The following is a 19,920-nucleotide window of genomic DNA, read 5'->3' on the forward strand; positions in this document are numbered from 1 at the left end:
CTCCGAGCGAACCGTTAACCAGCCGCATAGGGGATGTGAATTCAACAGCCCGGCACGCACAGGCTATGAGCAAATAACAGACCCTTCAGCATGGACGATCCGTTCTATGCGGCGGGTATGGTTATCGGTTATTTGACGGCCTCGCTACAGCCGTTACAATCCGGCCACGATGTACAAGTTATAGCCGATCGCGTACAGCCGTTGGCACGCTTTATAATACGGGTGGCTGTAGCGGGCTTGCGCCTCCGGCGAGTCGACGGCATTTTTGTCGGCCCACATCATTACCGTGCCGTCGAGGCGGAAGGAGAGGATTTGCTCGCCCGGCAGGTCGAGAAACTTCGAAGCCATGGCCACCGTACCGCCGACGTTGCCGAAGCTGACTCCATGCCGGTCGAACACCTCGCCGTCGCCAGCCGGCATTCCCCTCACGAGCTCGTGGTAGCCGTCGCCGTTCAGGTCGACCGGGATCGTCCGGTATACGCTGAACGGCAGCGTATACGGGGTTCCCGTTGCCGCGTCATAGACAAATTCGTCCATGTTTTGATGGAAGCGGCCGTCGGGGCCGCAAGTCTTGGCGCCGATGCGAATGGCCATCATCACATGACTGCGGTCGTCCTGCAGCCGCGCCGCCCAGCCGATATCCATATGCCCGTGGTCGACGTCGCCCCATAGACGTTCGCCCTGGTCGTCGAACATCACGACCCGCGGCGTGGCGTCAGGATCCGATTCGCGGACCGTGAATACCGACCATTTGCCGGTCCGGTTGTCGAGCACCGGCTGAATGACGTCCGAGTGTCCGCGGTACACGTCGCGGTCTGCGCAAAACAGCTCTTTGCCTGTATCCAGGGAGATGCAGCGTTCACCCCACAGCAGCTCATCGACACCGTCGCCGTTCAAATCGATGACCGGCGTAATATGACTGCCCCGCGCGCCGGGATCGTCTTTGCCGATGTAATGCTCCCAGCGGAGCGTCATATCCGGCTTCCAGCCTTGAAGCCGCAAGTTCTGATACGTCCCTTGCGCGGTCACAAGCACCGGTTCGCCATGGGCGTAACCGCCGACGATAAAATGACGGAACGAGCAGCTGAGCGGCTCCGCTTTACCGCCATCGTTAGGCCACTCCCATTGGCCGGTCGTTAGTCCCGTTTGCGCGTCAAGCCGCTCCAGCCGATAAAACGGCAAAGCAAACGGATGCTGTTCATTGAGGTTGTTGACGTACCAGATTTCGTCAACGCCGTCTCCATCGAGATCAAAAGCATACACCGGGCAAAACCAGATGCCGGGTACGACCGTTTTGCCAAGCTCGCGTTTCCAGAGGATTTCTCCGGAGGCGTTAAATAAAGCCATTTTCAGCGTATCGGTTGGATAAAAAAACATGTTCACCGACGGGTCGACATCAAAATCGGCGGCGTACACGGCAAGAAACGTAGGTTCTGATCTTCCGGCACGAACGGGAATCGCTCTGAGCTGCCCAAGCTGCTGTTCGAGCGAAAACTCTAACACCTTCTCCAATTGAATTGATTGAACCGAATTTGTCATAAAAACAGCTCCTCTTGTACATGAAAGTTATAAAGCGGAGGCCGCCGCAATCCGCATTCAGACGGGACTACATAGCCTCGGAACGTTGTGACTCACTTCACGATATTTTTGCCTTCCGTGTTATACCAGTTGCTCCAGAACTGGATGGCCTTCTCTCCGCCTGCGGACATAAAGCGGCTTACGTAGTCGTCCCACGTTTTATCCACGTCGGCGTTGCCGAGAATTGCTTTGGTTGTATATTCGCTTGTAATTTTGCTCAGATTGAATCCGGCCAGCTCGGGATAATACGGCAGCGCCGCGCGCAGCATGTCGGGTTTGCCGATTTTCACGGCCAGATCGAGATTGTCGACGGCTTCCTTCGGATAGACGACGCCGATATATTTTTTGACATCGTCGGTGAGCTGCCCCGTTCTGACAAGGGAGAACGACCAGTGGATCGGCGCCAGCTGCTGAGCCAGCTCGATTTTGCCGCCCGTCTCCTTGTAATTGAAATCCGGTACGCCGAGGAACGAATATTTCATGCCCTCAGGAGATACAGCCCAGTCCATAAACTTCATCAGCTGATCGATGTTTTTGGTTGTTTTCGGGATCGCGATATAATGCCGGTTCAGGCTCGGGTACGAGAAATAAGAAGGTTTGCCGTCCTGCTGCACCGGAAGCTGCAAGGCAATGTATTGGCTCATCACTTCTTTGGGAATTTCCAGCCCCGACGGGTAATGCCAGAAGCCGGAGATGACGCCGTATTTGAGCGATTTGAACTTTTGCTGAAAAATCGGTGTGGTGACGGTAGGAAACTCGGGATCGAGAATTTTTTCGTTCACCAGCTTGTTCATAAATTTCAAAAAGGTTTTGTACTCCGGGGTGATTTCCGGCGGAGTCACTTTGCCGTCACGGATCGAATAAGCCTCCGCATTAAACGCCGCTTTAAAAATACGCGCACCGTTATCGACATTGTTGGAAGTCAGCAGGCCAAACGTGTCATTTTTGCCGTTGCCGTCAGGATCGTCCAAGGTGAACGCTTTCATCACATTGTAAAAATCGTCGATTGTTTTCGGAATGGGCAGCTTCAGCTTGTCGAGCCATACCTTGTTGATGTACACCACTTGGCTGAGACCGTCCGGGCGGCTGTACGGGAAGGCAAACACTTTGCCTTTTTCCGTTACCGGCAGCCATGAGTCGGCAGGCATCACCTTTTTGATGTTAGGGTACTTGGCCGTGTCGTTAATGTAAGGGGTGAGATCGGCCAGCAGATCGTCCTTTGCATATTTCATGATCAGGTCGCGGTCGCCTACGGCAAAAGCATCAGGATAGCTGCCCGACGCCATCAGCACGTTCAGCTTGTCGGTGTATCCTGCCGTACCGGGGGAATCCAGCACAACTTCCACCCCGGTTTTCTCCTTCAAATAGCGGATGTACTCATTGTCCGTGAGCGACATTCCCTTCGGGTCCACATTGTAATCGAACATAACCTTGAATTTGAACGGACCGGCGTTTTTGGCCGGACTGTCCGCGGCCGCGCCGGTTCCGCCGGCTTGCGGTTTTTCGCCGCCGCTGCAGCCGGCTATAACGGTGACCGCACCAACCGCAACAACAGCGAATGTCTTCAGCTTGCGAGAGCCCCTTTTCATGCGATGTTCCTCCTCTTGGGAAAAATGGCTTGATCCGAACGCCGAACGTAAACTTTCACACAATCAAGCGAACGGTTAGGTCCATTGTGGCTTCGGGAACCCCATCTGACAATTTATAAAATTTCTGTTTGTGTAAATTCTTTTCGAAAATGGCATGTTCATTTTTTTGTACATTACCGTTTGGCGAGTATTTTACTGCGGTATTCGCTGGGAGTGAACAAATGCAGCTTCTTGAAGTTGCGGATGAACGAGTGGACCGTATCGTAGCCGCACATCTCGGAAACCGTCTTGATCGCCAAATTCGGATTTTCCAGAAGTTCCAGCGCTTTCTTGATGCGCAGCTGGTTTAAATGCTCGACAAAACCGTGTCCAAGCTCCTGTTTCATCAGCGTGCTGATATAGGAAGAATTTATGCCAAGCGTTTCGGAGATCGTCGTCAGCGAGATCGGCTCGTCGAAATGGGCGTCGATATAATCGAGCACAAGCCGGACCGTTTTATTATGGGAACTGCGAGTTGTCATAATATGCGTGGATACGGCGCTTGCAGTCCGGATCACATATTCGGTTTTGTCCTGAACAAATTCATGGCTGTACATCTTCATAAAGACGTCCTCATGCAAAATGTCGGCAAGCTCGAGACGGTGCTCCAGCGTAACCTTGACGATGCCGTACAACACATTGGAGAAAAAGGCGTTGACCCGGTCGATCGAGAACCGTTCCTCTCTCAGCAGCCCTTGCAGCATGGAGCGGAGATTGGCTTCGAATTCGATGTGTTTGCCTTCCTTGAGCGGGCTGCACAACTTGTCGATATCGGCGCTCTGAGGCGTGATTTCGTCGGTTTTGCCGGCAGCGGCGACGTCGACGTAACGGATGATGCTTCGTTTGCCGTAAATGGCCTTAAACGACACGGCCTTAAGGGCCTCATGGTAGGCGGTATGCGCGTGATTCAAGCTTTCGTGAACGCGGCTGATGCCGGCGCATACGGTCAAGCTGCAATTGTCTTCGATTTCTTTCTGCAGGTAACAAATCGTTTGTTCCAGCTTTTGCAGCATGGTGCTTTCATCCGTGCCTTCGGGCACCGAAATGAGGATGGACACTTTTTCGAGTTCAGTTTTGGCCGGATAGCTGGAATAAGTGGTCATAAACGTCCACTTGATTGCGTTGTAGATCGTTTTATCCATGAAAAACCGGTCGTCCTGCTTCATGCTGAGCAAGTAATTGTAGAAGTTGTCGATTTGGAATAAGACGACGATCCAGCGGTCGGAAGGAAAACGGAAGGAAAGCTCCGCCAGCTTGTCGCGAATGTCAGATTCCTTGAGTTTGCCAGTGAGCACGTTTAATGTAAAGTGGTGTTTCAAATCCTCGAGGTTCTTATTATAATGCGTCTCCAATTTGCGGATAGGCTGAAAATAAATCCGCCTCGCCAATGCGTAAATCCATACGGCCAGACCGGCAAGCAGGGCGGAGGCGCAGACAAGCTCGATTTGGCGCTGCTTCCACGCTGGAGAAAGCTTGATTTGCGGGGTAACGGAGATGAAAGTCCATTCTCCGCTTGTATGGTCGGAAACGAGCACATATTGGTTGGCAGCTTCGATAGGCTGGTTTGACGAATCTTTTGCATCCAACAGGCGTTCTGGCTGGAGCGTGTCCATATTCACCTCCGCTCCCTCACGGGTTGTCAGCACGCCGCCGTTCTTGCCCACCAGCATCATGCCGTAGCTGGCGTCGGGTGTTGCGGCAAACAGCTTGCGTTCGTCGACATTGATTGCGACAAGGCCGTTGTCGCCCAGCGGGGCGACAAATGTGAGAATATCCTTCGGATTGCCGTAGCCGGCTTTCTCCGGTCGTTTGCCGATCCAGTGGCCGTTTTTTTCATTAAATTGGGTAAATAGCTCTTTGTCCGGGAACTGTTCAAGCGATGTGAATTCATGGTTGGTGGCCAGCACGGTCGAGCTGCCTTTGCTGTAAATATAAACGGAAAGCACAAGCGGGTTGCTGCTGATGATTTTCAGCGAGTTGTTCTGGATTTCTCCGAGCATCGCCATGTTGGAAATGGTGGGCTTCGGCTGAACAAGCCACTCCTTGAGCGTATAATCCAAGGTCAGCTGGTAATACACGGTGTTGATCTGGTTCTCGAGCATCATCGAGACCGATACCAGATTGTCATGCGTTTGGCGAAACGATTCAATAAACCGTTCTTCCGCAGCGGACTGGTTTTTCAGCAGACTCACGGCAAATGCCAGCACCGCGATAAATAAAAAAATGAGCAGCATCAGCACGAGGTTACCGATCGAAAACCTGGTTTTGGCGAAATTCAATCTTATCTCCCCCCGGCAGCGTCATCGCTACTTCTATAGTAAGCGCTATCAAAGCAATTATAAACATTTTATACATGCCGGTTAAAGGTATATTTCTTTGGCACTAAAAATGGAAAGCCGGCGTCCAAAAATTTATACACGATCCGGGATAATGTAAATTTCCGGCGGCGCATGCCTCTTCTATAATGAGAGTCAACATTCGTGAGGGAGGCGAGCAAAAATGAAAGCGTTGACGGAATCGCAAGGCGAAGTATGGCAGCGGGCGCACCGAAAGCCTCTCGCGGCAGCATGGTCTGCGATCAATAAGCACAAATATTTGTATGTGTTGTTATTGCCGGGAGTGCTGTGGTATCTGATCTTCCGTTATTTGCCGATGTACGGCGTCATTATTGCTTTTAAGGATTACAATTTTTCGAAAGGGATTTGGGGGAGTCCATGGGTCGGACTGAAGCATTTTGAGTTTTTGCTGCATAACCGCGATTTTTACCAGATTGTCCGCAATACACTTGTTATTAACGTGTACGAGCTGATTTTCGCTTTTCCCGTGCCGGTCATTTTGGCGCTGCTGCTCAATGAAATGAGGAGCGTGCTGTTCAAGCGCTCGATTCAAACCGTCGTTTATTTCCCGCACTTTTTATCGTGGGTTGTGTTCGGGGGCATTATTATTCAACTGCTGTCGCCCAATGAGGGCCTTGTCAATAATTTGCTGCGTCATCTTGGGCTGGAACCGGTGTTTTTCATGAGCAAGTCCGAGTATTTCCGGCCGATCGTCGTTTTTTCTTCGATTCTGAAGGAGTCGGGTTGGGGGGCGATTATTTATTTGGCGGCGCTTAGCTCGATTGATCCGGAGCAATATGAGGCGGCGACCATCGACGGCGCGAACCGTTGGCAGAAGCTGGCTTACATTACGCTGCCGGGTATCCGCAATACGGTGATCATCATGCTGATTTTAAAAGTGGGCTATTTGCTGGACGTCGGTTTCGAGCAAATTTATATCCTGTACAATGCGTCCGTCTATGACGTTGGGGATGTGCTCAGCACGTACATCTACCGGATTGGGCTGCAGAGCGCGCAGTTCAGCGTGACCGCAGCGATCGGGCTGTTCCAGTCTATTATTGGCTTCTTCCTGATCTGGAGCACCAATCGGCTGGCCCGTAAATTCAGTGAGGTTTCGTTATGGTAGCATCTAGAGAGGAGCGATGGTTGTGTCTGTAAAATCGATGCGGTTTTCCGCCAACTTGTGGATCGGCGCGGTGCTGCTGGCGTTTGCCCTGCTGACTTTCCTGCCGTTTTATTACGTGATGCTTGCTTCTGTCAGCGATTCGAACCTGATCAAGGAAGGCGAGCTGATGTTGTGGCCGAAAGGGTTTAACCTGAAGGCGTACGGGCTTATTTTCGATAATGCGCTGTTTCTGCACTCATTTATGGTCACGGTATTGCGGACTGTGCTCGGACTTGCGGTCAATCTGCTGCTGCAGCTGACGATCGCTTATGCGCTTTCCCGCAGTTATTTGCCTGGCCGCAAAATGTTCATGCTCTACATCATCATTACGATGATGTTTAACGGCGGTATCGTGCCCACATTTCTGATCGTAAAAGCGACAGGGCTGATCGACACGATCTGGGCGCTGGTCATCCCGTCGGCGATCAGTACGTGGAACGTCATTTTGCTGCGTACCTTTTTTGAAAATGTGCCGGTCAGCCTCGAGGAATCGGCCAAGATGGACGGAGCCAACGACATCTACATTTTCGCCAAAATTTATTTGCCGCTGTCGCTGCCTGCGATTATGACGATTGGGCTGTTTATCGCCGTACACCATTGGAACGCCTTTATGGACGCGGTCATTTATACGAATTCGGCGGATCTTAAGGTGCTGCAGCTGTTTCTGCGGGATATGGTGATCCAGATGGAAATGGCTGCGCTAATGGGCGATATGACGGCGATGAGCGAGGTATCTTCGTTATCGATCCGTACGGCGTCGATTTTCCTCGCTTCGCTGCCGATTATCGCGGTGTATCCGTTTATTCAGCGGTTTTTCGTGAAAGGCGTTATGGTTGGGGCTGTGAAGGGGTAGGAGTGTGAAGTAACCATCAGCGATGCCTTGGACTGATCCGGGGTGTCGCTTTACTTATTTTGTGGGGAACGAGAGTATCATATGGATTGACAAATTGGACAATATGGAAATAAAATACATAAATTGTTAGAACATATGTTCTTATTTTATAATCAAGTCAGAAACAAACGTTACCTACTGCAGAGGTAATCGATCAATGAGCAGCCGGACAGGCGCTTATTTTGTTTCTGCAAGATTGGCGAGGATCGGTCTCCCCGCCTAGATTGAGGCGGCAAGGAGGGCCGATGATGCAATCCCTAAAGTTCATTTTTGCTAGACCGGAATGGGTGGCTGGCGCGGGCGATGTATACCCGATAAAACTAAAGGATTATGACAGCTTTCTAGAATGCAATCAAATCCTTTATTTTTCCAAAGCTCATTTCGGTGAACATTTTCAATCGTTCGCATTGCTGGATCTGCTTATGTATGCAATACCTGACGACGAATTGGCAGTAACGATGGTCAAGTTATTATCTTTGGTTTTCAGAAAAGAGGTCATATTTCAGTCTCAAGAAAATGAATATTACTTTCGCATCGACGAAAAAGGCAGGGTCGACCATTCCAACTATGAACAGGTTAGAATGGTGATCATGCAGCAAAACCTCATGTTTGAGCAAAAGATTTTTAAAAATAAGCTGGCTCAAGAATGGGCCGGCAAAGTGCTGGAGGCTAAGTCCAAGGGCGGAGTGAAAATTACGTTGGAAGACATGATTACCACTGTTTCCGCCTTGACGGGCAAAACCTATGAACAGTTAGCCGAACAAAGCATCTACCAATTAAGCGCCGATTTCAAAAGAATCGTTAAAGATAAAGACTATCATACCAATATTGCTCAAATTTGCGCAGGTGCATCAGGCGTAACGATCCGGCATTTTGCCGAACAAATTGACATGTTTGAAAATCCATATGACAGCTTGTTTGTGGATAAGAATAAGCTGACGAATTTAAACAAAGCGCTGCAGTAACGGCGTACTTGAAAAACACTGCTTAATTAAACTATTTGGAGGTCATGTTAAATGGCATTGATTGCAGACGTATATGAGGTATTGCTCAAAGATTCGGAAGGTAATGTTTTTGCTACAACGACTTTGCAGGACGCGAAAATCGATGTAAAAGTAAAGGAAACCGATGTGCGCGGCGGCCGCGGCAACCAATTGATCGGCGTGCTGCACAGCGACCGGGATATTGCGATTACGTTGACGGATGTCGACTTTAAATATGACTGGCTGGCTGCACAACTCGGTCAGGACATTGTAACGGGCGCGGGCGTTGCTTATGCTATGCCGAAGTTCTATGAAGCGGCCGGCACGACAACGGTGAAAGTGACCTTAGACCAGACGCCGCTTAGCGTTGACACGCTGGCCATTTATGATCAGAACGGCGTCAAGCTGGAAGCATCAAGCTACGCGCTTTTGGGCAAGGAACTGACTTTTTCCAGCGGTGTAGAAGCCGGCGATACGGTTGAAGTGAGAACCTATCAATATGCCACAAATGCAAAGACTGAAACTATTACAATCGATAATGCCGTGTTTGCCAAAGGCGTCATTGCCGTAATGGAAACGATCGAAATCGATAATCAGGAAAACCCGATTAACCGCATTCAATATCAGTTTGACAACACCCTGCCGACCGGCGCTTTTACAATTGAAGCGAAATCGGATCGTTCGGCTAATACAAGCCAGTTTAATCTCCGCGTCATTAAGCCGAAGCAATCGACATCTGTCGGCAAAGTGCTTCGTTTCCCCATCAATCAATAGTCGTTTCAAGGGATAGGCGTAGCGCCTATCCCTTTCATTTTATTAAACGAAGAAGGATGAGTAAGTATGGCTAAATATGAACTTCCCGATCAGATGGTAAAAAATCTGATCATCTTTTTAAATAGGGTTGAGTTAAAAGGCATTCAGGAAGCAGAGGCGTTAGTCCATATTACCCAATTGTTATCCACACCTCTGCTAGAAGAAACTATCGAACGGATTGATAATTGATTGTCATAATAAATCGGAGGCAAAAATCATGTCCAAGCCAAAACCATTAACAATTCCGAGCGTTCGCCAAACCCATGCCAAGCAGTTCGGGGACCGGGAAAAAGTAGAGCTGAAATCAGGTCACTATTTATTTGTTCAGAAAAGCTTCGCCAAAACAAACATTCAACGTTTCTTAGCCGAATATATAGAAATTCTGGAGCAGTTGAAGAAGAATCATGTTGATTCAAGCGTGATGCAAAATATCACGTTTGTCTATTACATGCTGCTGCTTCGGCATTTTACGAGTTTGACCGCTATTCCGTCAAAGGTAGAGGAGATGATTGAAGTTTGCGGCAAGCTGATTGATCTTGATATTTTGGAGCAGGTGCTTAATGCTTTTGATCCTAAGGAATTGGAAAAAATGAATGCATACATCCGAAAGATCGAAGAAAATAGCCGTCAGATCGGTCAGCAAGTAGGTGAACTGCTGAACAGCGCGGCCGCTGCAGAACAATAATTTTTATAAAAGGGGGTGAAGCAGCTTATGGCCGACGATTTACGTGTTGTCATTACTGGAAGCTTAAATTCCGCTAAAACGATTGAAAATATTAATGCGGCAATTGCAAGTCTGGCATCTAAGATCAACGCTATGAAGATTACAGTGGATATTCCAAAGCAAATCTTTCAAAAAATAATAGAGTCGCACACGGCTTCCATTGAAAAATTAAAAAATATGTACAAGGAATATATTAAGCAGGCAGAAGCAGTAAAAACGATCGGGCAAAATCTTGAAGAGATGACGAAAGCGGCCGCAGAGCAGTCGGCGGTCATCGCGCAATTAGCGGAGAACTTGGCAAATTATGCTGGCACACAGCTTGATGATACGACAAATTCATTTTTTATCGATGGGATTCAATACGTAAATGAATTATATAAAGCTTTGTCTGAAATATCCGTTATCACAGGAAAAACCGTGCAAGAAGTCAATCAGTTGGGAGCCGAATACCAAAAACTCGGGGAAACGTTAAGGGTCTCTTCTCTCGAGCTGACTCAAAATGCGGCTGTGCTGTTTAAGCAAGGGTTATCTGAAGCCGAGGTCCGAACCAGATTAGAGACGGTGACAAAGTTTTCAAAGATTGCTTCGGCTGATTTTAAGCAATCTGCTGATTCCATTGATGCGACAGCAAGCCTCATGAATGTAAGCGCTGAAAAAGCCAGCGACACGCTTGTTTTTTTGAGCGGTGCTACGAAAACGGCTGCGGAAGATTTAGCGGCAGGATTTCAAAAGATGGGTTCCTCCGCATCGGCGATTAAACTGCCGTTCGAGTTTGCGGCTTCGATGCTGGGAGCTTTAACGGACAAAACACATGAAAACACAGGCTTGCTTGCGGAAGCGCTTAATAAAATGTTTACCCGTTTTCAAATGCTTGAACAGACGGGGACAACGCAAGACGGACAAAGCGTCTTTGATATTAACAAGGCTTTGCAGTCCGCAAATGTCAACTTATTGGATCAGCAAGGCGGTCTACGAGAATACAAGGAAATATTGACCGACTTAGGCCAATCTTGGGGTACGCTGTCTGGCAGTCAGCAAGCTTATATCGCTATCGCTTTAGGCGGGGCAGATCAACAGCTTCGGTTTCAGCAGGTGATGCAGACGATGCCGGAGACGATTCGCGCTTATGACGGCTCGCTCAAGGCGGCCGGGGAGACTAATCAAAAGTACGCCTTATATACCGATTCTACTCATGCGCATATGGAAAGGTTTAAAAATGCAATGGAGGGGATGTGGCAGCAAGCTTTTGATTCCGAATCCATCCGCATCATGATTGATGCCTTCACCGGTTTGATGCGTGTATTGGACGGTCTAGCTACCGTCACTCCCACCTTTCTCATAACGCTTGCAGCCATAGGAACAGCCGGGGCTTTGCTAGTTACTGATCTCAAAACGCTGACTGTAGCGGTTTTGACCTTGGGGAGAGGATTAACTGCACTTGGGGTAGAAGCGGATGCGGCAAAGCTGGCCTTAAGAGGACTGGCGATTTCTACGGTATTTGGTGCTGCTTTGGCAATAGTCGGCCTTGTGGTTGAAAAAATTGTCGAAGCTTTCTCTTCCGCAAAAGATGCCCAGGAGCAATATGCTAACAAATTAAACGAATCTATCGCGACTACCGAACAAAATATATCGGCTTTGGAGAAGTTGAATAAGCAGTATCGAGACTCGTCGAATACTCAGGAACAGTTAATTAAGATCAGGGAACAAATGGCTGGAATGATGCCGGAAATTATCGATCATTTTGATTCAGAAGGCAAGGCCGTGTATAAGAACTCGCAACAGATCGAAGAACTCATTAAACAAGAAAAGGAGCTGAATCGGCAGAGAAAAGAAGTTGCCGCGAACACTGTTGCGGAGGGATTATCGAATTCCGCACAGTCGATCGATGCTAGCGAAAAGAAAATCGCAAAGTTGGAGCCCGAACTAAATTATAACAAGACCAGACTAGAAGCTTTAAAGTTTGCTGAAAAGTATATGAATGACAACAAATTAGGTACTTCCGCCGCGCAGAATTCTCCGGATTATTCGGAAAAAATGATGGACTTGAATGCCCAAGTCAAGGCAATATTTAAAGCTAACAAAATCGATATTGGCGAAACATTTTTGGCTTCCGAATTAATAGATTCTGGTGTGACTAACGCTGTTGAAAAAGCCCGACTTCAACTTGGAAAGCTGTCTGGTACCATAAAAGAAGAAAAGGAGAATATCAACAGTAACCTCAGTAAATTTTTTAGCGGCTTTCAAACGATTAATGATAACTTTATCGAGCAATCCGGAAGTACGGATAAAAACTTGAAAGCCTTTTTGGATAAGTTCTCCAACGCTTTTCTTCAATCAAGTGATATCAATGGGAAGAATTATCAGGAAGTAATCGGTAATTACCGAAATTTATCCGAGCAAATCGGAAAAGCAATGCTGGAGAAAAAAATCGATCTTGGAAAAATGATTGAAACGAGGGATTTCAGTCAATTACAGCAAGTATTTCAGGATAACGGCATATCCGTAGGACTGTTAAATACAGTCCTTCAGGACTATAAAAGCAATATCAACAGCAGCGCTTTAGAAACGGAGAAGGCTCAGGAGAAATTCAGAAACCTTAATACGGCAATTTCTGGTACGGAAAAGTCGATGGGTTCGCTTAAATCTGCATATCAAACTTTGCAAAATGGAGAGCAGCTTTCGATTGAGACAACGGTGAAACTTGCTGATGAATTTCCTGAAATTCGCAAATATTTACTGGAGCATAACGGATTAATCGAGGATAAGGGCGCCAAATTGCAAGAAGTAGCCAATATTGAACGTAGTAACCGTTTGAAAGAAGCCAAAGATCTTTTGGATAGTGTTACGGACACATATAATTCATTGGAAAATAAGAGAAATCTGTATAAACAGTTTTATGAGAAAATTAATCCGAAGTCGCTTAATCCATTGTTATTTTCACCAAGTTTTACTTCAAAGTTTGGAAAGCTGGATTCGAAGGCGAGCCTTTCCCCAGAAGAGGAGAAGCAAAGCCAAGCTCTGAAAAAAGAGATGGAAGATCTGCAGTTGCGCATTAAACTGCTTTCCGAGCCAATCGATTTATCATCCAAAAGTAAATCGGGTACATCTTCGTCTGCAGCAGATGCGCTTAAAGAAGCGCTGGAATACCAGGATGTTACCAAAGAGCAAATTGATCAGTACAACGAAGAATATGAGATCAGAAGCAAGAATCTTGGCCTCGCTAAAGAGGAAATAGACGTCCTGGATAAAAAGAAGGACTATAATAAGGCTTTAAGCAAAACGGTTGAGCTTCTGCAAAAGCAATTAGAGACGCAAAACATATTGTCGAAAGCAAGAGAAGATATAGAAGCGGCTATGCAAACGGCCAAGAGCAAAAGTAATCTGTCCGATCTGGATACCGACTCGTGGTTTTATGATAATGGTGAAGCTTCACTTGCCTATAAGGATTATCTGAATTCATTTGCTGAACGTTCTCAAGCGGTACACGATAATAAAGCTCTCTCCATAAAAGACCGAAATGAAGAAATAGAGTCGATTAAGCAGGAGCAAAAAGCAATTGAAGCTTTGTTTGGAGTTTTATCGCAATACCAAAAAGCTTTAAATGATAACAGTCAAAAATCCAAAGCGCTGCAAACAGCGATGGACAGCTCTGGCGAAACGATAAGCAAGTATAATATGCAGCAGGTCGACGATAAATTTAGTGTATCCAAAAATTGGATAGATAATGAGCGATCCAGTGGCACCCTTTCATTGGTGGAGCAAATCGAAGCATGGCGCAGGGTGGTCGCCAATCATAACGAGCAAAGCGAATTTACGCAAAATATGATTATCTCTATAAAGACGGCCTATGCGGATAATCCGGAGGAGGCCGAACGCCAAATTCAGGCGATACGCGATGCCAACGTGAAGAAACAAAAAGAAGCGCTGGGTGAAATTGATAAACTTCATAAAGAAGTCATTGAAGGGGGAGCACAGCGGGAAAAAGACCAGTTGGAAAAGCGCAAGCAAGCAGCCAAGGACATTGTTGACGCCTATAAAAAATCGCTGGAAACCCAGCGCGACGCCGAGCTTAAGGGGTATGAAACCAGCATTAAAGCCGAAGAAAAACGTCATCAAAAAGCGATTCAAAATCTCGACGATGAAATGAGCCGCTTTGAACAAAACGTAAATGACCAATTAAGATTGCTGGATCGTCAGAATGAAACGGCAGATTATCAGGACAGTCTGAAGACCAAGCAAGATGAGTCGCAAAAAATCCAGTCCCAAATCAATGTGCTGAAGCTTGACGATTCCATCGAAGCAGCGGCCAGACGGAAGGAACTGGAGGAGCAGCTTAACGCGAATTTGCTGGAAATCGAGAAGATGAAGGAGAACCGCTCGCGTACGGTACAGAAAGAAGCGCTTCAGGATACGCTGGATAACAAGAAGCGGGAAGTCGATGCGAGCAAAAAGTCGGAGGATCAAATATACGACACCACAACCAATTCGCTGAATTCGTTAAAGGAGATTAGACAACAGTATTGGGATAACGTTCTGAACAACGATTTGCATTATACACAAATGCAAGAAGATATTGTGAATGGGCATTACGGCACTTTGCTTGAAGACTTGAACAAATTTAAGAATGAACTTCCGAATATCACAACTGCGCTTGGCAATACAATCGCCGACGGATATATTTCGCAGCTTCAGAGAGCCATTGATATGACGAAAATGCTGACTAACGGTCAAATTCCGAACACAACGGCGACGTCGATAGATTCTCCGGGTTCCCTTGAGCGCAAAAATGCAGACTTTAAGACATATTTACAAAATAAACTGAAATGGCAATGGATTTACGATGCCACAGGCGAGACGAATTCGGCAGAGCAGCTAAAGTTAAGTTCCGCGAATAATGATTTCAGAAAAACGTGGAGCTTCCCTGATCTCAGCTACGAAGAGGCATTGAATTACTATGAAACCGGAGTACATTTTGCCACCGGCGGTATGACTCCGTCTTTCGGTTCCAGGCCAAAGCTTGCATGGTTGGATGAAAAGGAGCTTGTTTTAAACCAAAGCGATACGTTTAATTTGTTAAAAGTGGTTGACTTTACCCGCAATTTGATCAGCAAAATCACCGTTCCGAGCTTCTCCCAGCTATTGCCGCGAGCCGCCGCTGCCGGAGATGTATCGTACAACCTTACATTGCACATCGACTCTGTGGTAGGGGATAAAACGGGGGGACAGACGGTATTTAATGAAATCGTCAAAGGATTGCAAAAAATGGGCAAATAGCGAAGGGGGTGTTACAGCTTGACGATTGCAGAAAGTCTTTATTTTGTTTACGCCGGAATGGACAGCAGAAACATGGGTTTAATGAGCGTTACTATGAACGAAGGATTAATCGACGAAACTTATTTGCCGGAGCGTGAGGTGAAGGCAATATCCGTTCGTGGAAGATCGAAGCCGTATTTTCAGGAGGTAACGTACAGACCAAGACAAATCCCGTTGAAGTTTGCTTTTGAACGCGGCTGGACGGACAAGTCGATCCAGGATGTGGCCCGGTGGTTATGCCAGGATTATTATAAACCGCTGTATTTCAGCAGCCATCCTGAGCGCATTTATTACGCCATGTACAAGGACAGCCCGAAGCTGCTGCACAATGGCTTAAATCAGGGATATATCGATATTGTATTTGAAAACATAGATGCATATTGTTATTCCCCGGTGTACGAGCATATTTACGATCTCTCGGAAAACACGGCTTTAGGTGCTAATATTGTCATCGCTAATCTCGGCGATGCGATTTGTCAGCCGATTTACGATATCCAGATCGTCAGTGGAACAGACTTTTCGATAACGAATGATTCTAACGGAGGAGTAACTCTCGCCTTTACAGGCCTTCAAGTGAATGAAACGCTGCATATCGACTGCGAGACGGGAGAAATCTCCACAGATATTCCGCTAACCTATCGGTACGGCAATCTGGTCGGCGGGAGCAAATGGACCAAGCTTGTTTATGGCAGCAATCGGTTGAATGTGAAAGGGAACATTAAGCTGAAGATGCAATTGCAGTATAAAATGCTTTAAGTCAGAGGAGGTGAGTATTGTGCTGGTTGGAGCTCCCGCTTTGGGGCAAGAATTGTTGAAGCCGGAACTATATTTGTGCCGGAACGACTTGAATAAGACGGTTATTGCCCGATTAAAGGAAGCTTTTGCGATCCGCCGCAAGGTTTCCGTAGGAAATTTGTCTGAATTGAACTTTTCGCTTCCTTATGATAAGGATGAACGGGGCGAATTGCGGAGGAACCGCAACGCCGATTTGATCAAGGAACGTTATCTGATCAAGCTGGATTACGGCAAGGTCAGCGAATATTATTTGATTCACAAAATTTCCGATACGATGGCTGACGACCAAGATGTCAAAAACATCGAATGTATGCTGCTCCCTTATGAGCTCAGATTCAAACTGATCAAAAATTACAAAGTAACTTCGTATACGATCAGGCAAGTTTTAAACGAGTTGTTGGCGGAAACAATCTGGACTCTTGATTACATCGATGCGGATTTTGAAGTGAAATACAGATCCTTCGAGATGACTGCAACGGTTTTGGAAGCGATCCAGCAAGTAGCGGAAGCATTTGACGCAGTTATAGAATACAATTCGGTAAACAGAAAATTGTCTTTCAAGAAGCTTGAAAATATCGGAACCAATAAAGGCCTGCATGTGAAATACGGCAATTTGCTTAAAGATTTGACGTATGAAAGCGACAGTTCGGACTTTTGCACGCGACTCAAAGCATTCGGTAAAGACAGCTTGTCGATTCAGCAATTAAACCTGACCGGATCTAACTATATCGAAGATTACAGCAGCATATTGTACCCGTTTGAACGGGACGAGCAGCGGAATGTATTGTCCCATTCGGATTATATCAGCGACGGATTGTGCCATGCGATTTTGGATTACCAGTTGCTTGTTCAGTCCCAGCAGGGTCAGTTCAGTGCTTTATTGCTTCAGCTTGAAACACTGCAGCAAAACAAAACGTCAGAGGAGAACGTGCTTGCCGGACTTAAAGAAGAGTTTGTCGTCATTGACAATAACATAAGTTTGGCTAATGCGAATAAGATGGAAACGACGTCGCTGGTTGCTGCAAAAAATGAAAAGCAGCAGCAAATCGACAGCCAAAACGAAGTTATTGCCGGAATACAAGCTCAAATCGATGGTATTGAACAGCAGATCAACTCCATCCGGGACACGCTCAAGCTCGATAAAAATTTTACAAACGATCAGCTCATTGAATGGAACCCGCATATCGTTGTGCAGGAATGGACTAACGATAATTATACCGATCCCAAGGAATTGTACGCGGCGGCTATAGAGGAATTCAACAAGCGAAGAGAACCCAAATTGGTCGTTAGCATCTCGATTGTCAACTTTCTTGAGATTTTGGAAGAACAGCATCATTGGGAAAAGCTGAATTTGGGCGATACGATCACCATTCAGCATGATAAGCTTGGGGTTTACGTGGAAGCCAAGATGATGGAGATGGATTTCGATTATGAAAATGGAGACATAAAGCTGACCATCAGCAATGTGCGCGAGCTTCTTAGCGACCAAGATAAGTTTATTAAAAGCTTGTACAAAACGATTTCCTCTTCCACAAGTTACAACAACAACAGATATAAAATTGACGACGCATTTCTCAAATCAAGCGAAGTGTACCAGGATATCCAAAACGATTTTAATGCCGCCAAAAGGACAATTCTGGCCAGCAACAACGAAAGTGTCGAGATCAGCCGCAAAGGGATCATTACCAGGGACTTGACCGATCCTAGCAAATATGTGGTCATCCAGCACGGGCAAATCGCCCTGACGCAGGACGACGGCAACACATGGGGAGCTGTCATTACGCCCGATCGGGTGGTGGCGGAGCGGGTCAAGGGGATTCTTGGCGAATTTGTCACCCTATACGCTGATCGGGTTGCCGTGAATCCAAACACCGGAGCTAAGATTTCGGATCATGTCATCTCTTCCGCACCCTATTGGAACAATGTTGAGAACGCGACAAAGACCTATTCGGACAACCAGTCCTCCGCTGCGTTGAACGCGGCCAAGACCTATTCGGATGCTCAGTTAATTACGGCCACCACGTACTCGAACAATATTAATACAGCCATCAGAAACGATTTAAGGCTTCAAGCACCATTGCCTACAAGTATTACGCTTGATGCAAGTGGGATTACAGCCTCAACATCAGATGATACAAAATTTGCGAGATTGGATTATCGTGGTTTGTATGTGCAGAATGGTGCGATACAGATTACCTCAACGGATGGAACGACGATTATTGATGGAACTGGCGTAACTGCGTCAACGATTAAGGCAGGAACGATGACAGGCGTTAACTTGACTATTGGCTCAGGGAATTCGGTTTTTAATGCGAATTCGAATGGGATTAGTTTGGGTAACGCTAGTTTTGGGTCGGCTCCATTTAGGGTGGATATGAGTGGGAATGTAACGGCCAACGCATTGACCGCTAATTCAGCCACAATTAACAACTCTGCTTATAATAATGGATCAATTACAGGTTCCAGTATTAATATTGGGAATGGTGCGTTTACCGTAAATACAGCCGGAGCGGTAACATGTTCCAATATTAAAATTACAGGTGGGAGCATTAGTTGGTCTAGTTTAAACTCTGATCCATCCATAGCTGCAGCTCAAAGTACAGCTAGTAACGCTCAGAGTGCTGCGAATAATGCTTATGGCGCTGCACAAGCAATTGCAGCAGGAACTTACACGGGTGGAACATTTATTAATAAAAACTTGATTTATGGCCCAGAAATTATAGGTGGAAAGATAAAATCAAACACAACTATTGAGGTCGAAACAGATGCTGTTATTGGTAATAATATTTACTTTAAGCCGAGCGATACTACCTCTTCTCAATCTCTTTTTTTTGGTGGAAGAGGAAGCATAGAATTTAGGACTAATGGAGTTACTTTGGCTGCAAATCAAAATTTAATCTTAAGTAGTGGTTCACTTAATATTACTGCCATTAATGGAGTATTTCTTAATAATAAACCGATGGCAACACAAGAGTGGGTGCAAGCCAATGCAGTTGCTAAGTTTGGCTAGTAAAGTAATACCTATCTTAATTAATAGGTGTAACTATTTTTGTGTTGAAATCGATTTTGTATTTTTGGAATTCTTTAAGTTGGTCATCTGTCAGGTAATGCAAAAAATAATCCCGTGACCAGTATGTAGCATTAGTTTCAGGAACGTAAAATGCGTCTTTTTCACTCATTATTTTTTGCTGGTCAATCTCTATGCCGTTTTGCATAATCCATATAGTATGACCATTTTCAAGGTTTTTTAACTTTACTGGAAGATATCTAGCATTTACATCGGAAGCATTATAGTAAATAATTCCTTCACCAATATTTTTTTTAGAGTTCACACTTGTTTGCGGTTGCGTCTCCTGTCCTTGTGTTTGTCCCTGACTCACCTGAGCAGATCCATTAAACTCAATCGTCCTACTATCTGCCTTATATGTCACATCATAACCTAGCATATTAGCAATGGATCTCACAGGTAAGTAGCTATTCCCATCGATGACTACCGGACTCTCAGACGGAACTTTATCGACTCCGTTTACTTTAAAATTGAACGCGGCTGCTACTGCTTTGAAGAATGGAGCATTGCTTATAGCTCCAGCAACAGGAGCTTCTTCAGCAAATATCTGAGCGGAGAACATTAGGGATGCACCCAAAATAGTACCGATGGATATGTATTTGATTTGTTGTTTCATATATTTAAGC

The 19,920-nt window shown here is 46.3% G+C and carries 13 protein-coding genes; 9 read left to right on the plus strand and 4 right to left on the minus strand.

The annotated features are described in order from the left end of the window. Window positions 1-153: 153 nt before the first annotated feature. The 3 genes from EYB31_RS19765 to EYB31_RS19775 all read right to left on the minus strand — a co-directional run bounded on the left by EYB31_RS19765 (window position 154) and on the right by EYB31_RS19775 (window position 5,485). Window positions 154-1,539 (minus strand): polysaccharide lyase 11, encoded by a 1,386-nt coding sequence (locus EYB31_RS19765; protein ID WP_131015146.1) that lies wholly within the window; start codon window positions 1,537-1,539, stop codon window positions 154-156. Window positions 1,540-1,631: 92 nt separating this feature from the next. Further along, window positions 1,632-3,167, minus strand: coding sequence for an extracellular solute-binding protein (locus EYB31_RS19770; protein WP_131015147.1), 1,536 nt, complete (start codon window positions 3,165-3,167; stop codon window positions 1,632-1,634). A gap of 173 nt (window positions 3,168-3,340) precedes the next feature. Next, window positions 3,341-5,485 carry a helix-turn-helix domain-containing protein gene (locus EYB31_RS19775; RefSeq protein ID WP_131015148.1) on the minus strand — a complete coding sequence of 715 codons (2,145 nt, stop codon included), beginning with the start codon at window positions 5,483-5,485 and terminating at the stop codon, window positions 3,341-3,343. A gap of 220 nt (window positions 5,486-5,705) precedes the next feature. On the opposite strand from EYB31_RS19775, the gene EYB31_RS19780 reads away from it, so the two are divergent. From EYB31_RS19780 to EYB31_RS19815, 9 genes are all read left to right on the plus strand, one after another. After that, the gene (locus EYB31_RS19780; protein WP_131015149.1) at window positions 5,706-6,668 is read left to right on the plus strand and encodes an ABC transporter permease; all 963 of its coding nucleotides are present in this window, start codon (window positions 5,706-5,708) and stop codon (window positions 6,666-6,668) included. Between the two features lie 22 nt (window positions 6,669-6,690). Next, window positions 6,691-7,560, plus strand: coding sequence for a carbohydrate ABC transporter permease (locus tag EYB31_RS19785; RefSeq protein ID WP_240762621.1), 870 nt, complete (start codon window positions 6,691-6,693; stop codon window positions 7,558-7,560). 284 nt (window positions 7,561-7,844) lie between these two features. Continuing rightward, window positions 7,845-8,564 (plus strand): hypothetical protein, encoded by a 720-nt coding sequence (locus EYB31_RS19790; protein WP_240762623.1) that lies wholly within the window; start codon window positions 7,845-7,847, stop codon window positions 8,562-8,564. 51 nt (window positions 8,565-8,615) lie between these two features. Next, the gene (locus EYB31_RS19795; protein WP_131015150.1) at window positions 8,616-9,356 is read left to right on the plus strand and encodes a hypothetical protein; all 741 of its coding nucleotides are present in this window, start codon (window positions 8,616-8,618) and stop codon (window positions 9,354-9,356) included. Between the two features lie 66 nt (window positions 9,357-9,422). Further along, entirely contained in the window at window positions 9,423-9,584 is a 162-nt protein-coding gene (locus EYB31_RS40275; protein ID WP_165452500.1) for a hypothetical protein, read from the plus strand. 28 nt (window positions 9,585-9,612) lie between these two features. Further along, window positions 9,613-10,080 (plus strand): hypothetical protein, encoded by a 468-nt coding sequence (locus EYB31_RS19800; RefSeq protein WP_131015151.1) that lies wholly within the window; start codon window positions 9,613-9,615, stop codon window positions 10,078-10,080. A 27-nt stretch (window positions 10,081-10,107) separates the two neighbouring features. Further along, window positions 10,108-15,393: a phage tail tape measure protein gene (locus EYB31_RS19805; RefSeq protein ID WP_131015152.1), complete on the plus strand. Its 5,286-nt coding sequence runs from the start codon at window positions 10,108-10,110 to the stop codon at window positions 15,391-15,393. An 18-nt stretch (window positions 15,394-15,411) separates the two neighbouring features. Next, window positions 15,412-16,188 (plus strand): phage distal tail protein, encoded by a 777-nt coding sequence (locus EYB31_RS19810; protein WP_131015153.1) that lies wholly within the window; start codon window positions 15,412-15,414, stop codon window positions 16,186-16,188. Window positions 16,189-16,207: 19 nt separating this feature from the next. Continuing rightward, window positions 16,208-19,237: a phage tail spike protein gene (locus EYB31_RS19815; protein ID WP_131015154.1), complete on the plus strand. Its 3,030-nt coding sequence runs from the start codon at window positions 16,208-16,210 to the stop codon at window positions 19,235-19,237. 16 nt (window positions 19,238-19,253) lie between these two features. Here the strand turns inward: EYB31_RS19815 and EYB31_RS19820 are convergent, their stop codons facing one another. Further along, the gene (locus EYB31_RS19820; RefSeq protein WP_165452501.1) at window positions 19,254-19,910 is read right to left on the minus strand and encodes a stalk domain-containing protein; all 657 of its coding nucleotides are present in this window, start codon (window positions 19,908-19,910) and stop codon (window positions 19,254-19,256) included. Window positions 19,911-19,920: the final 10 nt, after the last annotated feature.

Source organism: Paenibacillus thalictri (assembly GCF_004307995.1).
In the GTDB taxonomy this organism is placed as follows: Bacteria; Bacillota; Bacilli; order Paenibacillales; family NBRC-103111; genus Paenibacillus_AF; species Paenibacillus_AF thalictri.

Excerpts from the sequence above, each read along its gene's own strand:
- EYB31_RS19765 (WP_131015146.1), bottom strand. The coding sequence starts at position 1,539 with ATGACAAATTCGGTTCAATCAATTCAATTGGAGAAGGTGTTAGAGTTT.
- EYB31_RS19770 (WP_131015147.1), bottom strand. The coding sequence starts at position 3,167 with ATGAAAAGGGGCTCTCGCAAGCTGAAGACATTCGCTGTTGTTGCGGTT.
- EYB31_RS19780 (WP_131015149.1), top strand. The coding sequence starts at position 5,706 with ATGAAAGCGTTGACGGAATCGCAAGGCGAAGTATGGCAGCGGGCGCAC.
- EYB31_RS19790 (WP_240762623.1), top strand. The coding sequence starts at position 7,845 with ATGATGCAATCCCTAAAGTTCATTTTTGCTAGACCGGAATGGGTGGCT.
- EYB31_RS19795 (WP_131015150.1), top strand. The coding sequence starts at position 8,616 with ATGGCATTGATTGCAGACGTATATGAGGTATTGCTCAAAGATTCGGAA.
- EYB31_RS40275 (WP_165452500.1), top strand. The coding sequence starts at position 9,423 with ATGGCTAAATATGAACTTCCCGATCAGATGGTAAAAAATCTGATCATC.
- EYB31_RS19800 (WP_131015151.1), top strand. The coding sequence starts at position 9,613 with ATGTCCAAGCCAAAACCATTAACAATTCCGAGCGTTCGCCAAACCCAT.
- EYB31_RS19805 (WP_131015152.1), top strand. The coding sequence starts at position 10,108 with ATGGCCGACGATTTACGTGTTGTCATTACTGGAAGCTTAAATTCCGCT.
- EYB31_RS19820 (WP_165452501.1), bottom strand. The coding sequence starts at position 19,910 with ATGAAACAACAAATCAAATACATATCCATCGGTACTATTTTGGGTGCA.